6 protein-coding genes and 1 pseudogene are annotated in these 4,443 nt (G+C 71.8%); 6 read left to right on the top strand and 1 reads right to left on the bottom strand.

The window, feature by feature from the left end; translation table 11 throughout:
* From ABZ885_RS36130 to ABZ885_RS36120, 3 genes are all read left to right on the top strand, one after another.
* Positions 1 to 186 (top strand): hypothetical protein (locus ABZ885_RS36130; protein ID WP_360198545.1); only part of this gene is annotated, 186 nt, incomplete at its 5' end.
* A 61-nt stretch (positions 187 to 247) separates the two neighbouring features.
* Positions 248 to 508 (top strand): hypothetical protein, encoded by a 261-nt coding sequence (locus ABZ885_RS36125; protein ID WP_360198542.1) that lies wholly within the window; start codon positions 248 to 250, stop codon positions 506 to 508.
* A gap of 148 nt (positions 509 to 656) precedes the next feature.
* Positions 657 to 1,229, top strand: coding sequence for a hypothetical protein (locus tag ABZ885_RS36120; RefSeq protein ID WP_360198540.1), 573 nt, complete (start codon positions 657 to 659; stop codon positions 1,227 to 1,229).
* Between the two features lie 112 nt (positions 1,230 to 1,341).
* Here ABZ885_RS36120 and ABZ885_RS36115 read toward each other — a convergent pair whose 3' ends face one another.
* Positions 1,342 to 1,485 (bottom strand): hypothetical protein, encoded by a 144-nt coding sequence (locus tag ABZ885_RS36115; protein ID WP_360198538.1) that lies wholly within the window; start codon positions 1,483 to 1,485, stop codon positions 1,342 to 1,344.
* A gap of 435 nt (positions 1,486 to 1,920) precedes the next feature.
* On the opposite strand from ABZ885_RS36115, the gene ABZ885_RS36110 reads away from it, so the two are divergent.
* The 3 genes and pseudogenes from ABZ885_RS36110 to ABZ885_RS36100 form a co-directional block, all read left to right on the top strand.
* Positions 1,921 to 2,436 carry a helix-turn-helix domain-containing protein gene (locus ABZ885_RS36110; RefSeq protein WP_360198535.1) on the top strand — a complete coding sequence of 172 codons (516 nt, stop codon included), beginning with the start codon at positions 1,921 to 1,923 and terminating at the stop codon, positions 2,434 to 2,436.
* A gap of 3 nt (positions 2,437 to 2,439) precedes the next feature.
* Entirely contained in the window at positions 2,440 to 3,714 is a 1,275-nt protein-coding gene (locus ABZ885_RS36105; protein ID WP_360198532.1) for a PBSX family phage terminase large subunit, read from the top strand.
* Positions 3,701 to 4,443: pseudogene (locus ABZ885_RS36100) on the top strand (phage capsid protein); the annotation flags it as partial. The gene ABZ885_RS36105 and the pseudogene ABZ885_RS36100, both read left to right, overlap by 14 nt.

Genomic DNA, 4,443 nt, shown 5'->3' with positions numbered 1-4,443 from the left:
CGCGCCCACCTGCGAGAGGCCGACTGGCTCATCGAGGCCGGCACCGGGCCCGTCGTGAAGGCGTGGCGCCTGTACGAGCACGCGCCCGTCGAGGAAGCGCGCGAAGAGATCGAGCACGGTCCGCGCTGCCGCGACTGCTCCGGCCGCGGGTGCAACTTCTGCCACTTCACCGGCCGTCGCAGGTAGGGGCGGGCCGCGGGTCGACCGCCGGCGCCCCGGCGTACTGGCGGATCGGCGAGAGTAGGCAGTGACAGCACGTCGGCCGGTCGAGCAGCAGCTCGGCCGGCCCCACGGAAGGAAGCCGATGCCCGAGCAGCCCGCGCCCCAGTTCAGCTACGAGGATGCCGAGCGCATCCGGCGCGAGTCCGAGCAGCTCGACGCGCAGCTCGCCCGGATCATCGTCGAGGCCAGGGACGGCGGCCGATCGGCGGTGGAGATCGCACGCGATCTCCGCTACACCGAGGGCCGCGTCTACCAGATTCTCCGCAAGCACCGCGAGCAGGCGTGAACGCGGGTCGGCCGACGTCGCTACAGCGCCGGCCGACCCCGCGGCCCCAAGGGGCCGCGCACCCGACAGAGAGCACCTGTCAGGGGCGCCACCTACCCTACGGCGGTAGGGCCCGGCGCCCGCACCGAGCGCTAGGGAGGCGCCCACCATGACCGAGAAGCCCGAGCCCGCCGTCTACGTCAAGCGCCCGGCCGGGGGGCCGGAGATGACCGAGCAGGAGCAGCGGACCAACGTCCGCACCTTCGCCGAGCAGCTCGGCATGCTGCTCGACGAGCACGACGCCGAGACGGCGCTCGCCCGGCTGCGCGCGGCGCGGGAGCACGCCGCGGCGGGCGAGCCGATCGAGGGGCATCTCGCCGCCCTGGTGGTCGAGGCAGCCGTCGACGGCGGCCTGCCGGCCCCGGCGATCGCGGCCGAGCTGGACCTCGCCGAGGACCGGGTGCGCGCCGTGATCGACGGGCACATGCTGTTCGCGTACCGGGTCGACCTGCAGACCGCGGACGGGTGGCAGGTCGAGGACTACGCCGAGCTTGCACCTGTCGAGATCCTCGACGCCGACCCGGGGCGCAACGCCGCCCGGTTCGCAGAGAGCACGGTCGAGGAAGTGCTCGCCGACCACGCCGCGGACGAGGAGGTGACGGCCGCGCGCGTGCTGGTCTGGCCCGGCCGCCCCGGGCACGACGCGGACGCCGCCGCGGTCGTTGAACGGGCCCGGGCTTAACCCCTTGCGCCGTTATCAATCTGTGACCTAGAGTTGGAGGCGCTTCCGGCGTGCCCGGAAGCGCAAGACTCGCGGCCCGCCACCTCCCCCCGGTGGCGGGCCGCAGCCGTTCCTACCCCTGCCGACCGCGGCCCCGCGCCCCCAGCACCGAGAAGCCGGTGCCCAGCAACGCGCCCGACGCCGCATCCAGCGGTTGAGTCAGCACGATGACCGTCATCACGATCGCCGCCGCGACCGTCGGCGCCAGCTCGACCACCCAGCGCGGAACACCCTCCCTCTCCGGCTCCCCGCCAGCCGAACCAGTCGCGACAATCCCCACAGAGCACCCCTTTTGACGATCAATCACGGCCAAGACGTTGGGGCGGCGCCGCTCCGTGGATCAGCATGGCACCCCCAAAGCCTGCCCAACACCGCCTCTCCAGCTCCGATTTAAGGATCGAAGGCGCCCGAAAGGGACGTCGACAACAGCGTTCGGGAAACCGCACAGTCATACCTTCGAATCACTGCCATAGGCGCGCAAAAGTCCTTTGGAATTCAGGTACTCAAGTACTTGCGTACAAGGTTCACAGTCGATCGCCCGCGCTCGCCTTCGTTTCGCAATGGCCATTTTGCGAAATGGCCATTTCAAGGCCGATTTTGCTGGGGTGCGCCAAGGCGTGACGGCCTGTGGAGCCTGCAAGGGAGGTGGCAAGTGAGGGAACCGATCCGAGACCAGGACCGCGACCAGGTGCGCCGCCTGCACGCCGACGGCCTTTCCCGCAACGCCATCGCGGCCGCGATCGGGCGCAGCAGCTCGACCGTGTCGAAGATCGCCAGCGAGGAAGGGCTCGCCTTCACCGGCGGCGCCCGCACGGCCGCGGCGACCGCGGCCCGGCAGGAAGACCTCGCGGCCCTCCGTCGGGACCTGACGGCCCGGCTGTACCGGCGGGCCGCGGCCAACCTCGACCGGGTCGAGGCCGACACCTACGTGCGGGTTGAGATCCTGCCGACCGGCGACACGGTCGACGTGGTCACCGAGGACCCGCCGGCGCAGGACGAGCGCCACCACTCGCAGGCCATCGGTTCCTATCTGACCAGCGCGGCCCGGCTCGCGGAGATCGACGCCGGCACGTCCGGGCACGAGGTGCGCAGCATGCTCACGGATCTTGCTCGGGGCCTGCGGGCCGCCTTCGCCGACGAGGACGAGGCGGCCGCCGACGGGGGGTGAGCCGTGCTCGCCCCCGCTCTCGATCTCCCTCTCTCCCGCAAGCAACTTCGGTCGGTCGCCCGGGCCACCGCGCGCATCAACGTGTGGCACGGCGCCGTTCGGAGCGGCAAGACTGTGGCCTCGCTGCTGGCGTTCCTGCTGGCCGTCGCGGAGGCGCCGCCGTCCGGGCTGATCATCATCTGCGGCCGCAGTCTGCAAACGATCGAGCGCAACGTGCTGGAGGCGTTGGCCGATCCGGCTCTGTTCGGGCCGGTCGCTGCGGGGCAGGTCCGGCACACCCGCGGCGCCACCACCGCCGTCATCCTCGGTCGCACCGTCCATTTGATCGGCGCGGCGGACTCCCGGGCCGAGGGCCGGCTGCGCGGTCTGACGGCGTACCTCGCGTACGTCGACGAGGCGACGCTGCTGCCCGAGGCATTTTGGGTGCAGCTGCTTGCACGGCTCAGCGTGGACGGCGCGCAGTTGCTGGCCACCACCAACCCCGACGGCCCGCGGCACTGGCTCAAGGCCGGATACCTCGACCGCGCGGCCGATCTCAACCTGCGCGCCTGGCACTTCAGCCTGCACGACAACCCCTCGTTGTCCCCGGCCTACGTCCGGTCGCTGCACGCCGAGTACACCGGCCTGTGGCGCCGGCGCATGATCGACGGCGCGTGGGTGATCGCCGAAGGCTCGATCTATGACTGCTGGGACGAGCAGCAGCACGTCGTCGACGAGCTGCCGCCCATGGTCCGGCACTGGCTCGGAGTCGACTACGGCACGTCGAACCCCTTCTCTGCGATCCTGCTCGGCTTGGGCGAAGACGGCCGGCTGTATGCCTGCGCGGAGTGGCGATACGACAGCCGGCAGAAGCGCCGGCAGATGACCGATGCCCAGTACAGCGCCGCCGTCCGCGGGTGGCTCGACGGCCTGCAGGTCGAACCGGAGTGGACGTTCCTCGACCCGTCGGCCGCTTCCTTCCTCGCACAGCTCTGGGAGGATGGGCACCCCGGTGTCGCACGGGCAGCGAACAGCGTCGTGGACGGCATCCGGTCGACATCTACCGCGCTCGCGGCCGGCCGGCTGCTAGTGCACCGCTCGTGCGAGGGTCTGCTCTCCGAACTGCCCGGGTACGTGTGGGACCCGGCCGGGACCGCCGCCGGCGAAGACCGCCCGCTCAAGGTCAACGATCACAGCTGCGACGCGCTGCGGTACGTCGTGCATTCCACCGCCGCCGAGTGGCGCCACCTGATCCCCGACCTGATCCCGGAGGAGGTGAGCGCCGATGCCGCTGCCTGAACCCAACTCCATCTGGCCGCCGCGCCGTTGGGCGCCCGAGCTCGCCGAGATGGCGGTCGATGACGCGTGGTACTCCGGCGACCCCAAGCGGCTCGCCGCCGTCTACCAGGGGCAGACCCGACGGCGCGACGGCCGGCGCCGCCTGTGGGGACGCGACCGCACACCCACCCCCGACCGGCGCGAGTCCCGCCTGCACATCCCCATGCCCGCCGACGTCGCCCGCCGCTCCGCAAGCCTGCTCATGGGTGAGCCCCCGCGGCTGACCGTCGCCGACACCGCACTGCAGGCCCGCCTCGACGAGCTGCTCGGCCCGCGCGCCGAGCGGACCCTGCTCGAAGCCGCCGAGGTGTCCGCCGCGCTCGGAGGCGTGTACCTGGTGGCCGCTTGGGACGCCGAGATCGGCCCCCGCCCGCTGCTCACCACCGTGCACCACGACGCCGCCCTGCCCGAAGTCCGATACGGGCATCTGGTTGCCCTGACGTGCTGGGAGGAGTTGGAGCGGCGCGGCTCGACCGTGCTGCGCCGGCTGGAGAGGCACGAGCGCGGCCGAATCGAGCACGCCCTCTACGAAGGCACGGCGGACAACATCGGCCGCCGCGTGCCGCTCACGGAGCACCCGACCACGGCCGCGGTCGTCGACAGTCTCGGCCCGTCCGGCGCGATCGAGACCGGCATCCCCGCTCTCACCGCTGCTTACTGGCCCAACATCGGCCCCAACCGCTCCCACCG

The organism is Kitasatospora sp. NPDC047058, from assembly GCF_040643935.1.
In the GTDB taxonomy this organism is placed as follows: Bacteria; Actinomycetota; Actinomycetes; order Streptomycetales; family Streptomycetaceae; genus Kitasatospora.
This window is presented reverse-complemented; position numbering and strand designations above follow the sequence as displayed.

What these genes read in the sequence shown, in the direction of transcription:
- ABZ885_RS36120 (WP_360198540.1), top strand. Translation starts at nt 657, where the DNA reads ATGACCGAGAAGCCCGAGCCCGCCGTCTACGTCAAGCGCCCGGCCGGG.